Origin of the sequence: Caballeronia sp. INML2, assembly GCF_023631365.1 — a bacterium.
GTDB classification, from domain to species: Bacteria; Pseudomonadota; Gammaproteobacteria; order Burkholderiales; family Burkholderiaceae; genus Caballeronia; species Caballeronia turbans.
Genome location: NZ_JALQDH010000010.1, coordinates 110415 through 125159, shown reverse-complemented (window position 1 = coordinate 125159; position 14745 = coordinate 110415). Strand labels below are relative to the sequence as shown.

Annotated in this window: 18 protein-coding genes and 1 tRNA gene; 7 read left to right on the top strand and 12 right to left on the bottom strand. The window is 63.4% G+C overall.

What is annotated here, in order from left to right:
• Window positions 1–416: 416 nt before the first annotated feature.
• Complete coding sequence (locus tag NCT32_RS03430) at window positions 417–734, top strand: hypothetical protein (RefSeq protein WP_250489886.1); 318 nt, start codon at window positions 417–419, stop codon at window positions 732–734.
• 24 nt (window positions 735–758) lie between these two features.
• Here NCT32_RS03430 and NCT32_RS03425 read toward each other — a convergent pair whose 3' ends face one another.
• Together NCT32_RS03425 and NCT32_RS03420 are read right to left on the bottom strand one after the other, a co-directional pair.
• Complete coding sequence (locus tag NCT32_RS03425; protein WP_250476424.1) at window positions 759–929, bottom strand: hypothetical protein; 171 nt, start codon at window positions 927–929, stop codon at window positions 759–761.
• Window positions 930–1006: 77 nt separating this feature from the next.
• Window positions 1007–1165, bottom strand: a complete 159-nt coding sequence (locus NCT32_RS03420; RefSeq protein WP_250476423.1) for a hypothetical protein — start codon at window positions 1163–1165, stop codon at window positions 1007–1009.
• 194 nt (window positions 1166–1359) lie between these two features.
• Here NCT32_RS03420 and NCT32_RS03415 point away from each other — a divergent pair, with 194 nt between their 5' ends.
• Both NCT32_RS03415 and NCT32_RS03410 read left to right on the top strand, forming a co-directional pair.
• Window positions 1360–1785, top strand: a complete 426-nt coding sequence (locus NCT32_RS03415; protein WP_250489885.1) for a TonB family protein — start codon at window positions 1360–1362, stop codon at window positions 1783–1785.
• A 301-nt stretch (window positions 1786–2086) separates the two neighbouring features.
• Window positions 2087–3391, top strand: coding sequence for an MFS transporter (locus NCT32_RS03410; RefSeq protein WP_061118843.1), 1305 nt, complete (start codon window positions 2087–2089; stop codon window positions 3389–3391).
• Between the two features lie 19 nt (window positions 3392–3410).
• Here NCT32_RS03410 and NCT32_RS03405 read toward each other — a convergent pair whose 3' ends face one another.
• Entirely contained in the window at window positions 3411–4595 is a 1185-nt protein-coding gene (locus NCT32_RS03405; protein WP_061118915.1) for an OpgC domain-containing protein, read from the bottom strand.
• 261 nt (window positions 4596–4856) lie between these two features.
• On the opposite strand from NCT32_RS03405, the gene NCT32_RS03400 reads away from it, so the two are divergent.
• Window positions 4857–5036, top strand: a complete 180-nt coding sequence (locus tag NCT32_RS03400) for a hypothetical protein (protein ID WP_061118914.1) — start codon at window positions 4857–4859, stop codon at window positions 5034–5036.
• Between the two features lie 292 nt (window positions 5037–5328).
• The gene (locus NCT32_RS03395) at window positions 5329–6675 is read left to right on the top strand and encodes a chloride channel protein (RefSeq protein ID WP_250476420.1); all 1347 of its coding nucleotides are present in this window, start codon (window positions 5329–5331) and stop codon (window positions 6673–6675) included.
• Between the two features lie 134 nt (window positions 6676–6809).
• Here NCT32_RS03395 and NCT32_RS03390 read toward each other — a convergent pair whose 3' ends face one another.
• Complete coding sequence (locus NCT32_RS03390; RefSeq protein WP_061118841.1) at window positions 6810–7121, bottom strand: YXWGXW repeat-containing protein; 312 nt, start codon at window positions 7119–7121, stop codon at window positions 6810–6812.
• On the opposite strand from NCT32_RS03390, the gene NCT32_RS03385 reads away from it, so the two are divergent.
• Entirely contained in the window at window positions 7120–7395 is a 276-nt protein-coding gene (locus tag NCT32_RS03385) for a hypothetical protein (RefSeq protein ID WP_143756352.1), read from the top strand. The two genes, NCT32_RS03390 and NCT32_RS03385, sit on opposite strands and share 2 nt — an antisense overlap.
• Before the next feature lie 34 nt (window positions 7396–7429).
• On the opposite strand, the gene minE is transcribed toward NCT32_RS03385, so the two are convergent.
• The 5 genes from minE to map form a co-directional block, all read right to left on the bottom strand.
• Window positions 7430–7684 carry a cell division topological specificity factor MinE gene (gene minE / locus NCT32_RS03380; RefSeq protein ID WP_006999197.1) on the bottom strand — a complete coding sequence of 85 codons (255 nt, stop codon included), beginning with the start codon at window positions 7682–7684 and terminating at the stop codon, window positions 7430–7432.
• A 9-nt stretch (window positions 7685–7693) separates the two neighbouring features.
• Window positions 7694–8509, bottom strand: coding sequence for a septum site-determining protein MinD (gene minD / locus NCT32_RS03375; RefSeq protein WP_035505288.1), 816 nt, complete (start codon window positions 8507–8509; stop codon window positions 7694–7696).
• A gap of 87 nt (window positions 8510–8596) precedes the next feature.
• Window positions 8597–9382: a septum site-determining protein MinC gene (minC, locus tag NCT32_RS03370; RefSeq protein WP_061118839.1), complete on the bottom strand. Its 786-nt coding sequence runs from the start codon at window positions 9380–9382 to the stop codon at window positions 8597–8599.
• Between the two features lie 143 nt (window positions 9383–9525).
• Window positions 9526–10050, bottom strand: a complete 525-nt coding sequence (locus NCT32_RS03365) for a GNAT family N-acetyltransferase (RefSeq protein WP_061118838.1) — start codon at window positions 10048–10050, stop codon at window positions 9526–9528.
• Between the two features lie 158 nt (window positions 10051–10208).
• Complete coding sequence (gene map / locus NCT32_RS03360; protein WP_061118837.1) at window positions 10209–10991, bottom strand: type I methionyl aminopeptidase; 783 nt, start codon at window positions 10989–10991, stop codon at window positions 10209–10211.
• Window positions 10992–11238: 247 nt separating this feature from the next.
• Between map and NCT32_RS03355 the strand changes: the two genes are divergently transcribed.
• The gene (locus NCT32_RS03355; RefSeq protein WP_061118836.1) at window positions 11239–11589 is read left to right on the top strand and encodes a hypothetical protein; all 351 of its coding nucleotides are present in this window, start codon (window positions 11239–11241) and stop codon (window positions 11587–11589) included.
• Between the two features lie 107 nt (window positions 11590–11696).
• Here the strand turns inward: NCT32_RS03355 and NCT32_RS03350 are convergent.
• The 3 genes from NCT32_RS03350 to NCT32_RS03340 form a co-directional block, all read right to left on the bottom strand.
• Window positions 11697–11787 (bottom strand) — tRNA-Ser (locus tag NCT32_RS03350).
• Window positions 11788–11903: 116 nt separating this feature from the next.
• Window positions 11904–13202: a serine--tRNA ligase gene (gene serS / locus NCT32_RS03345; protein WP_061118835.1), complete on the bottom strand. Its 1299-nt coding sequence runs from the start codon at window positions 13200–13202 to the stop codon at window positions 11904–11906.
• A gap of 127 nt (window positions 13203–13329) precedes the next feature.
• On the bottom strand, window positions 13330–14646 hold the full coding sequence (locus tag NCT32_RS03340; RefSeq protein WP_061118834.1) for a replication-associated recombination protein A: 1317 nt from the start codon (window positions 14644–14646) through the stop codon (window positions 13330–13332).
• Window positions 14647–14745: the final 99 nt, after the last annotated feature.

The following is a 14745-nucleotide window of genomic DNA, read 5'->3' as shown; positions in this document are numbered from 1 at the left end:
AGGTACTCGGGGAAATCAGATTGAGTTATCGGACGGCCGTCGGTGCCAATTTCTATGGCTGCAACGCGGTTCCCCCTCGCAGCGCTGTAGTGAAAGCGCAAGTACCTCGCTGCATTCGTTCGTTTCGACATCCTTATGGTTAGCAGGAAGCCGCCACCGCGTTGCGTTGAAATTCAGACGATACGCGTAGCCCACGCGCCGCGCGCCACGTATCTTCGCCCTTCCTCCTTCCCGAGTCTCCCCATCTCGGTCGAAGGGGGCCCTCAATGGGTAAGCTGGACTTGGGCCTCGCAGCAAGCGAGGCCTTTTTTTGCTCTTCCAGCAAGCCCAATCACGCGCTTGGCAAAAAATCGATGTGAACACAATGGCCCGCACGCCATCTAACCGCCTCGTCGATAACAACGCGGAGAACCCCCATGAAGCCAGGCCGCATCATGCCGATCCTCTTCGGCTGCGTCGTCGCCGCAAGCCTGCCGGCGCATGCCCAGCCCCAACCGAACGCGCAATGGCGCGCGACCGAGGCAACGCTCTTCGACCTGATCCAGAACGGGTATGGAATCGTCGCAGTGACGAGCGTGGCCGCGCGCAACTCCGGGCTCTTTGAAGACACGTACGTGCTTCAGAAAAACAATAGCCTCTATCGCTGCGTGGAAACGCGCGCGGCAGAGACGGGAACGACCCGTTCCACCGCGCCGGTGCGCTGCGCCGAGCTCGTCAAACCCTACACAGACTGACGATGAGACCGTCAACGACGCGCATCAATTGTCGTCGGACCTGACCGGCGGACGAACGTGTGGAACCGGCTCCGCCTTGGCCGCATCCGGCTTGGGCGCGGCACGTTTCGATTCACTCTTCGAATGTGCGGCCGTGGCCGGTTGCTGCTGCCGCGCGGGCGCGCCCGACGGTGCCGGATGGTTCTTGCGTGACATGGCATCCTCCCGTTAGCGGGGATATCCCCTATCTACGATAGCACCGCCTCGCCGATGCCGTACACGCGCTGCGCGTCTCAGCCGACCGGCGCCTCGCCCTCGCCCGTCTGCTTGCCCGGCCTGTCGTTCGGGCCTTGCTTGCGGTTTTCATCGTCGCGCTCCGGCAGCTTGCTTTTCTCGTTGTCGCTGTGCTCGGCGGCCTTGCCGTCGTCCGGACTATTCGTTTCGCTGTTCATGGCGCCCTCCTCGAGTGTCGTCGAATGAAATCATCGGCAGCAAGTCGCGCGCCCGAGCGCGCGCTACCGCACGCATTTGTTCCACTTACGGCCTTTGCAGCGACTACCATATAAGTAACGCCAGTTCGTCTTTACCTGCGATGTCCGCGTCACGTTCCTGCTCTATCGCCATTGCGCTCATCGGCGCGTTTGCGATGAGCGCCTGCATGATCACGCCGCCGCCGAGCGTCGTCGCCGCGCGCGCCGCCGCGCCGGCCGTGCCCGTCCTGACGCTCGACGAATACAAGGCACGCATCGCCCAGCGCATCTTCGAGCGTAATCCGTCGCTCGTTCTGAAAGGCGCGCCGCAGGCGATGCTGCGCTCGTTCGTGCTCGTGTCGTTCACGGTGGACCGCGGCGGGCGGCTCGTCGAATCGTCGGTGTATCGCACCAATGGCGACGACGAAGCCGAAGCCACCGCGCTCGCCTCGCTGCGCCGCGCGTCGCCGCTGCCCGCACCGCCCGCGCGTCTTTTGAACGGAAAAGATCAGCTGGAGCTTTTCGAAGGCTGGATGTTCAACGACAACGGCCAGTTCCAGTTGCAAACCTCGCACTCGCCGCAGGCGACGACCATCGATTGATCAGCGCGCACCCCGCACGCTCGTTATAATTTTCGGCACCCCTGCCGGACCGGTTCCGGCGGCCTTCGCCTCGCGCCCATCCCGCGCGCCGCGCGAAGCGCCTGAGCGCAGCCCGACTGCGCCGCGACATTGCGCGTTACTCGTGCGCGCCGTCAAAGCTGGCTTTCCTGCCATCGCATCGCAATCCCTACAAAAAGCTGACTCGCGTCGCGCGACGACATCGCTCGTCATTCCGATCGCTCTCACCCGGCGATGCGCGCGACAATGCTTCGCACCACGGCAACACGACAACGGAGACAACATGGCCTCACCCTCGCTTTCCGCCGCAAAGCCCGGCGACGGTTCCCAAAGCGCTTCTCGCGTTATCTTCGCGAGCTTCATCGGCACCGCGATCGAGTTCTACGACTTCTATGTCTATGCGACCGCCGCCGCGCTCGTCATCGGACCGGTGTTCTTTCCGCACGACTCGCCCGCCGCGCAGGCGCTCTCCGCATTCGTCACGTTCGGCATCGCGTTTTTCGCGCGACCGATCGGCTCGTTCCTGTTCGGTCACTTCGGCGACCGCATCGGCCGCAAATCCACGCTCGTCGCTTCGCTGCTCGTGATGGGCGTCTCGACGACACTCATCGGCTTCGTCCCCGGCTACGATTCGATCGGCAGCCTCGCGCCGATCCTGCTGTGCGTCCTGCGCTTCGGGCAGGGCATCGGCCTCGGCGGCGAATGGGGCGGCGCCGCGCTGCTCGCGACTGAATACGCGCCAAAAGGCAAGCGCGGTCTCTTCGGCATGTTTCCGCAGCTCGGACCGTCGATCGGCTTCCTCGCGTCGAACGGCCTCTTCTTCGGTCTCGCGCTGTCGCTCTCCGATGAGCAGTTCCGCAGTTGGGGCTGGCGCGTGCCGTTCATCGTGAGCGCCGTGCTGGTCGCGCTCGGCCTCTACGTGCGCCTGAAGATCGCGGAGACGCCGGCGTTCCGCGCGGCTGTCGAGCGCGAGGAGCGCGTGAAGGTGCCCGTCGCGACGCTGCTGTCGAGCCATCTCGTGCCGACGCTGCTCGGCGCGTTCGCGATGGTCGTCTGCTACACGCTCTTTTACATCTCGACGGTGTTCTCGCTGTCCTACGGCGTCGCCAAGCTGCATTTCGCGCGCGAGACGTTTCTGGGACTCCTGTGCTTCGCCGTGCTGTTCATGGCGATCGCCACGCCGATTTCCGCAATCGCGAGTGACCGCTTCGGACGCAAGCCTGTGCTGATTGTCGGCTGCCTGCTCGCGATTCTGTCCGGCTTCGCGATGGCCCCGCTCCTCGGCAGCGGCGATACGATCCAGGTCGCGCTCTTCCTCACGATCGAGCTGTTCCTGATGGGCGTCACCTTCGCGCCGATGGGCGCCCTCCTGCCCGAGCTTTTTCCGACGAACGTGCGCTACACGGGCGCCGGCGTCGCGTACAACCTGGGCGGGATTCTGGGTGCGTCGGTCGCGCCGTATATCGCGCAACTGCTCGCCAATCGCGGCGGGCTGACGTGGGTGGGCGGCTATGTGTCGGCCGCCGCGGCGGTGAGCCTCATCGCGGTGCTGTGCATGCGTGAGACGCGCAACATCACGCTCGAATGAGAGTGGGCAACCGGCGCGCCTAGCGATCGCGCTGGTTCGTGACATGGGCAGGCACCGGCCTGCCCTTGATTACCGGAATGCGCGGCGCCGGCCGTTCGACGCCGTTCGCGCGCGCTGCCTTCGCCGCCTTGCGGTCGGCCCAGAAGCGCGCAAGCACGAGCAGACTCGCGATGGCGATGCCATCTGCGATGAGCCCCAGAATCCAGTGCGACGGGTAGCGCCCGAGCCCGAGCACGCCCATTGCGCGCAGTGCCGAATCCAGCACGAGCGATACGCACGTTCCCGCGATGAAGCACACGAGCCCCTGCTGGCCGATCGTCACGATGCCGGGCAACTTGCGCGCGAGTCTGCCGACCCATCCCGAATACACCCCGCGCGCGACGATCCACGCGATCGCCGCAAAGCTCACGATGCGCAGCGTCGCGAGGTTCTGCTTCATGTATCCCGGCGGCGCCTGGGTTTCGAGGAAGAGCTTGAAAAACGCGAACGTCAGCGCGAGGGCAATCGCGCCTGCGGTCAGCCAGCGCGCGGCACGGCCGGCATGAAATGCGTCGCTGATTGGCTGGACGCGCGACAGGATGCCGGTCATGAACATCAGTTGCCAGGCGAACGGGTTGAACGACCACGCTTCGCCGTAGGTACCCGGCAAAAAGCGCAAGAGCGGCATGGCCGCGAGCCACACGAGCAGACTGCCGAACATCGCGATGACCGGCTTTTTCTGCGCGAGCGGAACGATGACCGGGACGGCGAGCGCGAAAACCGAGTACATCGGCAGCACCGCGGAAAGATAAGGCTGCTGACGCAGCAGAGCGATATCGACGGTCAGGCCGAACGGTCTCACGAGGAAGTTCGGCCACTCGGTGTACTGGACCATCGGCGTATCGACCTTCAGCGCCATCAGGAGCGCGCCGCCGATCAGCATCAGAAACGCCGTGAACAGGTACGCGCGATAGATTTCCCAACTGCGTTTGAAAAAGCGTCGGCGCGCGGCTGAATCGCTACGGCGAGTCGCAAGCGCCGTATAAGCCGCCGCCGACGCATAACCCCCAAGAAACACGAAAACTTCTGCGGAATCGCAGAATGCATATTGATGCAGCGTAAAGCGCGAAAGCACGCTTCCCGTTATATGGTCCACCGCGATAATGAGCAGCACGATTCCTCGAAAGAAATCGACTTCGAGAGAACGTGTCGTCGGGGAAGTCATCTGGCGAATGCTCCACGGACTTGCGGTTTCGGCGCCGCCGGGAATGGCGCGGCGCACATACGGGGTTTGTACCTAGGCTGAAAAGAAAATTCCCTGAATCAACGCGTATTTCAAAGTAACACTCGATGGCAGTCGGCAAGCTGGCGGCAAAATGACTTTTTTGTCCGCTTTCCAGTCAATATGCCGCTGCCTATACTCGAGCAACTTCGACAAAAACAGGTCGCGGAAAACAATGCCGCGAGACCAGAACCGGAGGCCGACATGCGCATTCATCTGCAGAGTTCCCACCTCGTCGCGATAATTGCAATCGCACTAATCGCGGCACTGCTGCTCGCGGTGAAGTTTCGTCCGGCGACGTGGCGAGGCATGCTCTTCGAAGCGGTCATCGCGAATGTGGGCGCGCTCCTCGCGGTGCTTGCTTTCGAAGTCCTCACCGCCTGATACCGAGTGCCGGCGTCGCACACCGGACCTACAAATAAATTTCAAGTCGAGTGAACTTTCCACTGCGCGCTTGCTCTGAGCACTTAATGCTGTTCGTGCGGCTCGCTTTCCGGGCTGACCTGACGGCTCTTCTCTCCTCTCCGCTCCTGCTTATGGCGGGAGCGTTTCTTGGGCGCCCGGCGAAAGCCTCGCGCCTGTTCTTTTTTCTGGCCTCCGCAGTACCCTGCGCATCCACCGCTTCGCCGACGGCCATCGCATGATCCGCGTGCTGCGTTCCTTCTCGGCCGTCACCATGCGACGCACACGCAGCCTGTGGCGCCGTTACGGCATCTTCTGGCTCGGTGCGATCCTGGTCGGGCTCGTCGCCGTCTACTACGCCCGGCTGATCGACTGGGGCTTCAGCGTCTTTTCCGCTATCCGCAGTGAGCATGCCTGGCTGCCGCTCGTGATCACGCCCGCCGCCGCGGCGCTCTGCGTCTTCGTCACGCGGCGATTCTTCCGTGGATCCGAAGGCAGCGGCATTCCGCAGGTCATCGCCGTGCTGGACAGCCCGACATCGGCGGCGGGCGGGCGACTGCTCACCTTGCGCATTCTCGTCGCCAAGATCGGCGTCTCGCTCGTCGCGATACTCGGCGGACTGACCATCGGCCGCGAAGGTCCGACTGTGCAGATCGGCGCGGCGCTGATGTTCAACATGCGGCGCTTCTACCCGCGCTCAAATTCGCTGATCGAACGGCAACTCGTGCTCGCGGGCGCGGCGGCCGGCCTGTCGGCGGCATTCAACACGCCGCTCGCCGGCATCGTGTTCGCGATCGAGGAGCTCACGCGCAGCTTCGAAGTTCGCACAAGCGGCGTGCTCATTACGGGCATCATCATCGCGGGTGTCATCGCGCTCGGAGTGAGCGGCAATTACACGTACTTCGGCACGATCCGGGCCGGCGCGCAGTTCCCGAGGTTCTTCGCTGTGGCGGTCGTCGTGACGGGCATCGTCACCGGTATTGCGGGCGGCGTCTTCTGCTGGCTGCTGCTCAACACGAGCAAATGGATTCCCGCGTCGCTGAGACACCTCCATGCGTCGCGGCCGGTCGCGTTCGCGGCGCTCTGCGGCTTCATCATTGCCGTCGTCGGATTGCTGGCCGGCGGCACGACCTTCGGCAGCGGATACGCCGAGGCGCGCGGCCTGCTCGAAGGGCGCGAGCATCTGTCGATGCTCTATCCGCTCCTCAAAATGATCTCGATGATCGGTTCGTACCTGCCCGGCATTCCGGGCGGGATCTTCGCGCCGTCGCTGTCGATCGGCGCGGGTTTCGGCAACGTCCTGCACGTGCTCTTCCCGCAGATGTCCTTGCCCATGCTGATCGCGCTCGCAATGGTCGGCTATCTCGCCGCCGTCACGCAGTCGCCGATCACCGCGTTCGTCATCGTGATGGAGATGATCGACGGCCACGCGCTCGTGATCTCGCTGATGGCGGCGGCGCTGATCTCGAGCCGCATGTCGCGCCTCTTCGCGCCGCCGCTCTACGAAGCGCTGTCGGCGAGATACATGACGCCGCTGGAAAAGCTCGCGCCGTCGCCGGAACTGCCCGAGGGCGGCGAAGCGGCGCCCGCCGGAACGAAGGACGAAGCGCCGCTGAAATAGGCCGTCAATACACGTAGACGTGCGCCGGCCGATACGCGTAAGGATGCGCCGGCACGACGATGCAGCCCGCGAGCGCATCGGCGAGCACGACAGCCATGAGGACGAGCAGGAGCCGCTTCATCTGCGTCCTCCCATCACGCCCAGTGCGCCGGCACCCAGCGATACCGCGCGCCGTGTCCGACCCATTCGCCCGGTACCCATCGATGACCGACACGCTCGGCTTCCCAATGACCGCCGACCCACACGTAGCGGCCATGCTCCCAGTTCCAGTGACCGCGATCCCACACATATCCCGCACGCGCTGGCGGCGCGGCCTCGTAGCGCGGCGCGGGCGGCGCACTCGGCGCAACGATCACGACTTCGGCGGCAGACGCAGCCGTTACGGTGATCGCGCCGGCGACGACCAGCGCGGTTCGGGCGAGCAGCGTGCGGAGGGATGTTTTCATGACGTACCTCTTCTTCGTTCGAGACATTGAGCGCCACATGGCGCGGATCGATGCAACCGGCGACGCAGCGCGCCGCCGATACGCACTCAATGCGCGGGAACGTCAGAAGGAGGACAAAGCGAGCATTACAACGACACCCAATGTGCAACCGAATATTGATGAAAGGCGCGCACTGGTCGAACGAATCGCGCGCGCAAACGATAGCGCGCAAAAACAAAAGCCAGGATCGTCGGATCCTGGCTTTGCTCCTTTCCGCGATGCTCGCGCGGCCTGAGCCGACGCGATGCCGCGCGCGCAAGCGCTACGCGTTACGCCTGCGGAATCTCGATCTTCACTTCCAGCACTTCGAGGTCGTCCTGACGCTCGAGGCTCACTCGAATATCGTCATCGGAAATCTTCACGTACTTCGAAATCACCGCAACGAGTTCTCGTTGCAACGCCGGCAGATAATCGGCGGCGGCTTTGCCACCCGCGCGCTCGTGCGCAATGATCAACTGCAAGCGTTCCTTCGCGACCGAAGCGGACTTTCTTTTCTCGCCCAGCAAAAACGAAAGAATCGACATTGCGTCCCCTTACTTGGTGCCGAAGATGCGTTGCAGCAGACCAGGCTTGTGATAATCCGTGAAGCGCAGCGCCGTTTCTTCCCCGAGGAAGCGCGACACCACGTCCTTGTACGATTCGGCGACATCCGTGCCATCGAGATGCACGGCCGGCAAGCCCTGGTTCGACGCATGCAGCACCGCTTCCGATTCCGGAATCACGCCGATCAGCTCGATGCGCAGGATTTCCTGAATGTCGGAGAGCGACAGCATTTCGCCCTCGCTGACACGCTTCGGGTTGTAACGCGTGATGAGCAGATGCTCCTTGACGGGCTCCTTTCCTTCGATCGCGCGCTTGGTCTTCGACGACAGGATGCCGAGAATGCGGTCCGAGTCGCGCACGGAAGACACTTCGGGATTCGTCACGATGAGCGCTTCATCGGCGAAGTGCATCGCCATCAGCGCGCCGGATTCGATGCCCGCCGGCGAATCGCAGACGATGTACTCGAAATCCATCTTGATCAGTTCGTTGATGACCTTCTCGACGCCCTCGAGCGTGAGCGCATCCTTGTCGCGCGTCTGCGACGCCGGCAGGATGTAGAGGTTCTCGCACTTCTTGTCCTTGATGAGCGCCTGATGCAGATTGGCTTCGCCCTGAATGACGTTGATCAGGTCGTACACCACGCGGCGTTCGCAACCCATGATGAGGTCGAGATTGCGCAGACCGACGTCGAAGTCGATCACGGCCGTCTTGTGGCCGCGCAATGCGAGCGCCGATGCGAAGCTCGCGCTGGTGGTCGTCTTGCCGACGCCGCCCTTCCCCGAAGTCACCACAATGATTTTTGCCATACAAGTACCTTGTGTTCGTCAATAGGTCCGCTCGCGTTGCTTTCGGGCGCGCGCCGGGGCATCGGGCGCGCGAGTCGATCCAACCCGTCAGGTCAGTCGCAGCGGTTCGATCATGAGTTTTTCTTCGTTCAGCCAGATTTGTACGGCCTTGCTGAGCACGTCGGCCGGCAGCGGGTTTTCAGTCGTCCGATAGATGCCCGCGATGGAGATGAGTTCCGGCTCGAGACAGGTGCAGAAGATCCGCGCCTCGAGATTGCCGTGCACGCCCGCGAGCGCGCGGCCGCGCAACGGCGCATAGATATGGATATTGCCTTCGGCGATCACTTCGGCCCCGTACGACACGAGTCCGAGCACGATGAGATCGCCCTTCGCGTAGACCTGCTGGCCCGAGCGCAGCGGCCGGTCGATGATGGTCGCGGGTGCGGGCAGCGACGCGGGCGCCGGCTCCTTCGCGACGGCCGCCTCGATCACCGCAGCGGCTTCGGTGTTCGGCTTCGCCTCGTCGACCGAAGGCTTCGGCGCGCCGCGCCGGTCGCGCGCTTCGAGAATCGGCAGGCCGCCTTCGTTCGCCCATTGAATCGCCCACGTCTGCGCGGGAAGCGCGACGATGCCGATCGGACGCATGCGCACGCTCTTCAGCAGCGTCTCGAGCGCGGCGAGCGACACGCGCTCGCCTTCGCCGCCCTTCGCGGAATCAGCGAGACGACGCACGTCGATTGCGACGACATCGCCTGCGAAGAATTCGGGAGTTGCTTCGAAGCGCCGCGTGAGTTCGTTACGCAGGGCATCGAGGTCGGAAGTCTTGACGACGAAGAGAAGCGTGTCGACGGAGCCGCTGCGCAGTTCGAAGAAGGGCGTTTTGTTGAGCGACATAGGAACGGCCAAAAATTTTGCGTATTTTACAGGCGTTGTCGCACACGGCCATAATTTTTAGGACCGATTTCAGCTATCGAAAACGAGAAGTGTGTGCCACGCGGGCACGCGAGAAGCGATGACAGAGCGAGAACTAACGGGAGTTAGGCGTGCTCTTCGGGGTGCATGTGGCGCACGAAGAGCGACTCGGCTTCTTCTTCGTGAGACGGCATTGCGCGACGATCGCCGGTGGGGCCAAAACCGAGACGCTCATAGAAGCGCACCGCGGTGCGATTCTCCTCGGAGATCCACGCATGCACCTCGGCGACGCCCTGTCCGACGAGCCACTGCGACGCGACGTTCACGAGCAACTCGCCGCCGCGCAGATGCCGCACAGCCGGCGCCACCCACAGCGCGTTCACGAACGCGCGCGCGCTCGGCGCCTCTTCGATGTACGCGTGCACGAGACCGCAGGGATGACCTTCGGTGTAGAGCAGAAACGTCGCGAGTCGGGGCGAATTCGCATGCAGCGCCGCGGTATCGTCGAACAACGACGGGTCGACGAGCAGCGCGTCTTCCAGCGTTTCGCCGAATGCATACGGCGCTTCACGCAGCGATGCCGTGCGAAGCTCGCGCAAAACCGATCCTTGGTGCGCACCGATGCGGCTGACGGTCAATGAGGGACTCATGCGGGCTATTTCTCTCTGGCTCTCTGGCTGATGCGCTAACGGCTCTGTCGGCCGGTGCGGCGCTCGTGCCATGGACATAGCTTCAACCGAACGGGCGACCCCGTCAATTCCTAAATCCTGGAAAGTGCTTTACAGCGCACACGATAAGGCGACCGCGCTCATGGCGTCGCATAGCTTCCCGTGCCGTCCGGCCACGGCGTAAGCAGTTCGAAGCCGTCGTCGGTGACGGCGACCATGTGCTCCCATTGCGCGGAAAGCGAGCGATCTTTGGTCGTCACGGTCCAGCCGTCGCGCGACTGCTGCGTGGCGGCGCGGCCGGCGTTGATCATCGGTTCGATGGTGAAGACGAGTCCCGGCTTCAGGCGCATGCCCGCGCCGCGCTGGCCGTAATGCAGCACCTGCGGGTCCTCGTGATACACCCGGCCGATGCCGTGGCCGCAATACTCGCGCACCACGGAAAAACCCTCGCGATGCGCGACGCTCTGAATCGCGAAGCCGACATCGCCGAGCGTCGCGCCCGGGCGCACTTCGCGCATGCCGGCAACCATCGCTTCGTAGGTCGTTTCCGTGAGACGGCGTGCTTCGGCGCTCGGGGTGCCGGCGTAGTACATGCGGCTCGTGTCGCCGTAGTAGCCATCCTTGATGATCGCGACATCGATGTTGATGATGTCGCCGTCTTTCAGTTCTTTCGGCCCGGGAATGCCGTGGCACACGACGTGATTCACCGAGGTGCAGACCGTCTTGGGAAAGCCCATATAGCCGACGTTGGCAGGAATGGCCTTCAATTCGTCGACGATGAAGCGATTGCAGATGGCGTCGAGTTCGTCGGTGGTGACGCCCGGGCGGACGTGTTCGGCGATCATCGCGAGGACTTCGGCGGCCATGCGGCCGGAGATGCGCAACTTTTCGATGTCGGCGGGTGTCTTGAGCGTGATGGCCATTGAGCAATGCGATGGGTTCGTGCCGCCTCGCGCGCATGTTTTAACCGGTGTTCGAGGCGGGCGGCGCGCGAGGACAATGGGCCCGATGATAGCACTCCCGCGTAGGGCCGCTGCTTGGAAAGCCCCATGGGCACTGCATCTGTGGGCTTCGAGCGCGCGTTTTGCGATGCGCCGCGATCGTCGCTCGGCCTTGTGATGAAAGCGCGTTTGTGTTTTAGTGGCCCGATTTCGAACCTGTCGGAGCGTTATGAACCTGTCTCGATTTGCGCTGATTTCCGTTCTGTCGTCGGGCATCGCCGCCCTCGCCGCCTGCAGTTCGACGAGCGGTCCCGAACTGCGCGCGTCGAAGCCCGTGATACACGTTTCGTCGGCGCGGCCTGCCTCGGATATATCGAATTGCTTGCAACGCATGATTCCGTCCGCGCAAACGCGGCTCGATCAAGGCACGACGGAGTTGCTGGTCGGCTCCAATGCGTGGCTGGTGACGCTGACGCCTTCGGCTTATGGATCGATCGTGAAGGTGCAGCAGTCGTCCAGTGACGATGGCGGAGTGCCCGAGCCGGAGCTGCGGTTCGATATCGCGCGATGTACGACTTGAGGTGAACCGAGCAAGCCGTTCCGTCAACCGGAGCGGCGCTTCTTCGCGGAAGCGGCAGTCCAAAATCAAAACCCCGCAGTCTTGCGACTTGCGGGGTTTTTGTGTCTTGGCGGAGAGGGTGGGATTCGAACCCACGGTACGGGAAAACCGTACGCCTGATTTCGAGTCAGGTACATTCGACCACTCTGCCACCTCTCCGTCTACCAACCGCGTTTTACTTCGATCGGCCCTCGCTGAGCGGGTCGTTGCTCAACGAAGAACGAAAGTATATCGAACTCTTTCGTGCTTTCCAAGAGCCTTTTTGAAAATAAACGTCACGCCGATGCGGAAACTTCGATTCTTTCCACACCGCGCATGTACGGACGCAAGACCGCCGGAATCGTCACCGAACCGTCCGCGTTCTGGAAGTTCTCGAGCACCGCGACGAGCGTGCGTCCGACCGCCAGCCCCGAACCGTTCAGCGTATGCACGAACTCGGGCTTGCCCTGCGCATTGCGAAAGCGCGCCTGCATGCGACGCGCCTGGAACGCCTCCGTATTCGAGCAGCTCGAAATCTCCCGATACGTGTTCTGTGCAGGCAGCCACACTTCGAGATCGAACGTCTTCGCGGCCGAGAAACCCATATCGCCCGTGCAGAGCGTAATCACGCGATACGGCAGTTCCAGCTTCTGGAGGATCGTCTCCGCTTGCCCGACCATCTCGTCGAGCGCGGCATAAGAATGCTGCGGAGACACGACCTGCACCATCTCGACCTTGTCGAACTGATGCTGGCGAATCAGGCCGCGCGTGTCGCGCCCGTATGAGCCCGCTTCGGAACGGAAGCACGGCGAATGCGCGGTGAGCTTCACCGGCAGCGCACTGGCTTCGAGGATGCTGTCGCGCACCGTGTTGGTCAGCGAGATCTCGGACGTCGAGATCAAATACTGCGTGACCGTGTTCTCGTCGCCGCCCTTCTCGACTCGGAACATGTCGTCGGCGAACTTGGGCAATTGGCCCGTACCGTAGAGAATCTCCGGATTCACGATATACGGCGTGTACGCCTCGGTATAGCCGTGCTGCTCCGTGTGGGTATCGATCATGAACTGCGCGAGCGCGCGATGCAGCCGCGCAATCGGCCCGCGCAGCAACGTGAAGCGCGCGCCCGAAAGCTTCGCGCCCGTTTCGAAATCGAGGCCGAGCGGCGCGCCGACATCGACGTGATCCTTGATCTCGAAGTCGAACGAACGCGGCGCGCCCCAGCGCCGCACTTCGACGTTCTGCGTCTCGTCGTTGCCGACCGGCACGCTCTCGTGCGGCAGGTTCGGCACGGTCAGCATCAGGTCCGACAGACGCTTCTGGATATCCTCCAGCTTCGCCGCCGATTCCTTCATCGTGTCGCCGATGCCGCCCACTTCCGCCATCACCGCAGACGTGTCCTCGCCGCGGCCCTTCATCGCGCCGATCTGTTTCGACAGGCTGTTGCGGCGCGCCTGCAGTTCTTCGGTGCGGGTCTGGATCTCGCGGCGCTCGGCTTCGAGCGCGGCGAAAGCGGCGACGTCGAGCGTATAGCCTCGATCGGCGAGGCGCTTCGCGACGCCGTCCAGGTCTTTGCGGAGGGTTTGTATGTCGAGCATGGCGGGGCAGCTTTGTTAAGTAATCGGAAAGACCGATTTTAGCGCACGGTCATTGCGCGCCGGGGGCGATCGGCCGTCCGCCCGGCGAAACGCAGTTTGCCCGCGCGCGAAACGAACGCCGTGGATTTCATCGCTTCTTTTCGTCGCGATGTTCGCGCCGCCAGGCTTCGTCGAGTTCCGCAAGACGCGCGAGCTTTTCACCGATCTTGCCTTCGAGTCCGCGCGGCGTCGGCTGATACCAGTACGGGTCGCGCATGCCGTCGGGCAGATACGTTTCGCCCGCCGCGTAGGCGTCGGGCTCGTCGTGCGCGTAGCGGTACTCGTGTCCGTAGCCAAGCTCCTTCATCAGCTTGGTCGGCGCGTTTCGCAGATGCACCGGCACGCCGCGCGACTGATCCTTGCCGACGAAGCGCCGCGCCTCGTTGTACGCGTTGTAGCCCGCGTTCGACTTGGGCGCGACCGCCAGATAGATGAGCGCCTGTGCGAGCGCCAGTTCACCTTCCGGCGTTCCGAGCCGCTCGTACGTCTCGGCCGCATCGAGCGCGATGCGCGCGGCGCGCGGATCGGCCAGACCGATGTCCTCCCACGCCATGCGCACGATGCGCCGCGCCATATAACGCGGGTCAGCGCCGCCGTCGAGCATGCGGCAGAACCAGTAGAGCGCGGCGTCCGGATTGCTGCCGCGCACGGATTTGTGCAGCGCGCTGATCTGGTCGTAAAACGCGTCGCCGCCCTTGTCGAAGCGCCGCAGATTCTCGGCGAGCGCGCTGCCGAGGAGCGCACCGTCGATGTCGGTCTGCTTTTGCTGCGCCGCCGCGCGCGCGACGATCTCCAGATTGTTCAGCAGCTTGCGGCCGTCGCCGTCGGCGGAGCCGATCAGCGCGTCGCGGGCTTCGTCGGTGAACGTCAGTCCGCCGAGTTCCTTCGTCGCGCGTTCGAGCAGCTCTTTCAGTTCATCGGCGTCGAGACTTTTCAGCACGTAGACCGCCGCCCGCGACAAGAGCGCGCTGTTCACCTCGAACGAAGGATTCTCGGTCGTCGCGCCGACGAACACGAACAGGCCCGACTCCACGTGCGGCAAGAACGCATCCTGCTGACTCTTGTTGAAGCGATGCACTTCGTCGACGAACACGAGCGTCTGGTGCCCGTTCGCGCGATGGATCTGCGCCGTCTCCACCGCCTCGCGGATGTCCTTCACGCCCGAGAGCACCGCCGAGAGCGAGATGAACTGCGCGTGGAACGCATCGGCCATGAGGCGCGCGAGCGTGGTCTTGCCGACGCCGGGCGGGCCCCAGAGAATCATCGAATGCGCCTCACCCGATTCGAACGCGACGCGCAGCGGCTTGTTTGGACCGAGCAGATGTTTCTGGCCGATCACGTCGTCGATGGTGCGGGGGCGCAGGCGCTCCGCGAGCGGAACGTTGCCACGGTTTTCTTCGAACATGTGCTGTGCGATGCGGATTGACGCAGTTGGGTGGATCGCGGCGATAATCTCGCCCTTCAGGGAAGGCGCGGCGCGGTCGCGGAATCGGGTCATTATGAC

What these genes read in the sequence shown, in the direction of transcription:
- NCT32_RS03430 (WP_250489886.1), top strand. Translation starts at nt 417, where the DNA reads ATGAAGCCAGGCCGCATCATGCCGATCCTCTTCGGCTGCGTCGTCGCC.
- NCT32_RS03425 (WP_250476424.1), bottom strand. Translation starts at nt 929, where the DNA reads ATGTCACGCAAGAACCATCCGGCACCGTCGGGCGCGCCCGCGCGGCAG.
- NCT32_RS03420 (WP_250476423.1), bottom strand. Translation starts at nt 1,165, where the DNA reads ATGAACAGCGAAACGAATAGTCCGGACGACGGCAAGGCCGCCGAGCAC.
- NCT32_RS03415 (WP_250489885.1), top strand. Translation starts at nt 1,360, where the DNA reads ATGAGCGCCTGCATGATCACGCCGCCGCCGAGCGTCGTCGCCGCGCGC.
- NCT32_RS03410 (WP_061118843.1), top strand. Translation starts at nt 2,087, where the DNA reads ATGGCCTCACCCTCGCTTTCCGCCGCAAAGCCCGGCGACGGTTCCCAA.
- NCT32_RS03405 (WP_061118915.1), bottom strand. Translation starts at nt 4,595, where the DNA reads ATGACTTCCCCGACGACACGTTCTCTCGAAGTCGATTTCTTTCGAGGA.
- NCT32_RS03400 (WP_061118914.1), top strand. Translation starts at nt 4,857, where the DNA reads ATGCGCATTCATCTGCAGAGTTCCCACCTCGTCGCGATAATTGCAATC.
- NCT32_RS03395 (WP_250476420.1), top strand. Translation starts at nt 5,329, where the DNA reads ATGCGACGCACACGCAGCCTGTGGCGCCGTTACGGCATCTTCTGGCTC.
- NCT32_RS03385 (WP_143756352.1), top strand. Translation starts at nt 7,120, where the DNA reads ATGACGTACCTCTTCTTCGTTCGAGACATTGAGCGCCACATGGCGCGG.
- NCT32_RS03390 (WP_061118841.1), bottom strand. Translation starts at nt 7,121, where the DNA reads ATGAAAACATCCCTCCGCACGCTGCTCGCCCGAACCGCGCTGGTCGTC.
- minE (WP_006999197.1), bottom strand. Translation starts at nt 7,684, where the DNA reads ATGTCGATTCTTTCGTTTTTGCTGGGCGAGAAAAGAAAGTCCGCTTCG.
- minD (WP_035505288.1), bottom strand. Translation starts at nt 8,509, where the DNA reads ATGGCAAAAATCATTGTGGTGACTTCGGGGAAGGGCGGCGTCGGCAAG.
- minC (WP_061118839.1), bottom strand. Translation starts at nt 9,382, where the DNA reads ATGTCGCTCAACAAAACGCCCTTCTTCGAACTGCGCAGCGGCTCCGTC.
- NCT32_RS03365 (WP_061118838.1), bottom strand. Translation starts at nt 10,050, where the DNA reads ATGAGTCCCTCATTGACCGTCAGCCGCATCGGTGCGCACCAAGGATCG.
- map (WP_061118837.1), bottom strand. Translation starts at nt 10,991, where the DNA reads ATGGCCATCACGCTCAAGACACCCGCCGACATCGAAAAGTTGCGCATC.
- NCT32_RS03355 (WP_061118836.1), top strand. Translation starts at nt 11,239, where the DNA reads ATGAACCTGTCTCGATTTGCGCTGATTTCCGTTCTGTCGTCGGGCATC.
- serS (WP_061118835.1), bottom strand. Translation starts at nt 13,202, where the DNA reads ATGCTCGACATACAAACCCTCCGCAAAGACCTGGACGGCGTCGCGAAG.
- NCT32_RS03340 (WP_061118834.1), bottom strand. Translation starts at nt 14,646, where the DNA reads ATGTTCGAAGAAAACCGTGGCAACGTTCCGCTCGCGGAGCGCCTGCGC.